Annotated in this window: 2 protein-coding genes and 2 pseudogenes; all 4 read left to right on the top strand. The window is 58.6% G+C overall.

The genetic code is table 11. The annotated features are described in order from the left end of the window. Positions 1 to 289, top strand: a pseudogene (locus FTV08_RS16360) (LysR family transcriptional regulator); the annotation flags it as partial. Between the two features lie 3 nt (positions 290 to 292). Beyond that, a complete protein-coding gene (locus tag FTV08_RS15955) occupies positions 293 to 973 on the top strand; it encodes a LysR family substrate-binding domain-containing protein (RefSeq protein ID WP_109354582.1) in 681 nt (226 codons plus the stop codon). A gap of 131 nt (positions 974 to 1,104) precedes the next feature. Next, positions 1,105 to 1,965 (top strand): annotated as a pseudogene (locus FTV08_RS15950) (type IV secretory system conjugative DNA transfer family protein); the annotation flags it as partial. 56 nt (positions 1,966 to 2,021) lie between these two features. Continuing rightward, a partial coding sequence (locus FTV08_RS15945; protein ID WP_180087652.1) for a transposase occupies positions 2,022 to 2,283 on the top strand: 262 nt, incomplete at its 3' end.

Here is a 2,283-nt window from a genome sequence, read left to right as displayed (position 1 = left end):
TAACCATCGAAACCTCGTGAATGTCGGTATCCTGTCTGGCAGGATACCGCTCATTTCCCTTGTTCAGTTCATCGCCGTCGCCGAGCATCTGAATTTTCGGCATGCGGCCAAGGCACTTGGTATCAGCCAGTCGAGCGTCAGCGCGCGTGTGAAAGCGCTGGAGGATAACCTTGGTGTCCTGCTATTTGAGCGCCATGCGCGGGGCGTTCGGCTAACAGACGCAGGCAGGCACTTCATGGAGCGTGTCACGGCGGGTGTCGATCAACTCGATCACGCAGTGAAGACCGCAGGCATGACAGCTCAAGGAGAATACGGCCGGCTTCGCATCGGCATCCATGCCTTAATCCCACGCAGCTTTCTCACGGAGCTGATCCGTCATTATCGGGAAGAACATACGGGCATTGAGGTTGAGATCACCGAAGGCACAGCCCGCGATGCGGTGATGCAGCTTCGTGCTGACCAGCTCGACGTGGTGTTCGTCGCGGGCAAGCCCGAGATGCCCGACTGCCATACCCGACCGATCTGGACCGAACCGCTGGTGGCCGTGCTATCGGATGGGCATCGCCTCGCCGGGCAGTCCGCAATCACTTGGTCCGATCTGGTCGGCGAGACTTTCATTGTTCGCTATGGTGGCACCGGCCCGCAGGTCCATGACCATATCGTGCTGCGCCTTGCCGGGCGTTGGCCCGCACCGTCGATCCGGCGCTTTGATGTGGGGCGCGACACGCTGCTATCTATGGTCGGACAAGGCTTCGGCATCACTATCGTCGGCGAGGCAACGTCATTGTTGCCGACGACCGGCATCGTCTTCCTGCCCTTCCTCGATGAACCGGAGCCGGTTGCCTTTACAGCCGTCTGGTCGCCGTTCAATCGCAACTCCGCACTGAAAAATCTACTCAACCTCGCAGGCAAAATGAAGCGTGACGGCGATTCGCCCAATCGTTTCCTGGATGGCACTCGACCGGCACGATAACGGCACAGGCGATCCATCCTATTTGCCGCCGATAGTATCCGGCAGCCCTCCGGCATCCTCTTTCCTGTTGCCCGTCCCGATTTTGCCTACTCTCTGATCGGCTCCGTCTCTTTTGCCGACTGGAGCCTGCATTGCGCGGAGGCCGAATCCTTTGGGGTCAGATCGCCGTAGTCATCACCATCGTTCTGGTGATGACGTGGGCGGCGACGCAATGGGTTGCCTTTCGCCTCGGCTTCCAGCCCCAGCTTGGAGCGCCATGGTTCGATCTGGCGGGCCTGCCGGTCTATTATCCGCCGGCCTTCTTCTGGTGGTGGTTTTCCTTCGACGCCTACGCGCCCGCTATCTTCGTCGAGGGCGGCATCATCGCGGTATCGGGCGGCTTCATCGCCATCGCCGCCGCCATCCTCATGTCGATCATTCGAGCGCGGGAAGCCCGCAACATCGCCACCTACGGATCGGCGCGATGGGCGGAAGACAAGGAAATCCGTGCGGCCGGATTGCTCGGCCCCGATGGCGTAGTGCTCGGCCGGCATACGCAAGACTATCTGCGCCATGACGGTCCCGAGCATGTCTTATGCTTCGCGCCGACCCGCAGCGGTAAGGGCGTCGGGCTGGTGGTGCCGACGCTGCTGACATGGCCGGGAAGCTGCATCGTCCACGACATCAAGGGCGAGAACTGGACGCTGACGGCCGGCTTTCGCGCGAAGCACGGCCGCGTCCTGCTGTTCGATCCCACGAACGCCAGATCGTCGGCCTACAATCCGTTGCTGGAGGTGCGGCAGGGGGAGTGGGAAGTCCGCGACGTGCAGAACATCGCGGATATTCTGGTCGATCCCGAAGGCAGCCTCGACAAGCGTAATCATTGGGAAAAGACCAGCCATAGCCTGCTGGTCGGCGCGATCCTGCATGTTCTCTATGCGGAGAAGGACAAGACGCTGGCGGGCGTCGCCAATTTCCTGTCCGATCCCCGCCGCCCGGTCGAGGCGGCACTGTTGCAAATAGGCTGACATGATAAGCTAAATATCTTATTTATTTCGAGATACAGCAGATGAATCCCTTCCATGGTCGGCACTTTCAAGGTGAAATCATTCTTTGGGCTGTTCGTTGGTATTGTAAATATGGCATCAGCTATCGTGAACTTCAAGAAATGCTCGCTGAACGGGGTGTGAATGTTGACCACACCACAATTTATCGTTGGGTTCAGCGTTATGCTCCAGAAATGGAAAAACGCTTACGCTGGTATTGGCGTAATCCTACAGATTTACATTCATGGCATATGGATGAGACTTATATCAAAGTGAAGGGGCGAT

The sequence above is a fragment of the Acinetobacter sp. YH12226 genome, assembly GCF_013417805.1.
In the GTDB taxonomy this organism is placed as follows: Bacteria; Pseudomonadota; Gammaproteobacteria; order Pseudomonadales; family Moraxellaceae; genus Acinetobacter.
The sequence above is the reverse complement of the archived record's forward strand: the minus strand, read 5'-3'. Positions and strand labels throughout refer to the sequence as shown.

What these genes read in the sequence shown, in the direction of transcription:
- FTV08_RS15955 (WP_109354582.1), top strand. Translation starts at nt 293, where the DNA reads ATGACAGCTCAAGGAGAATACGGCCGGCTTCGCATCGGCATCCATGCC.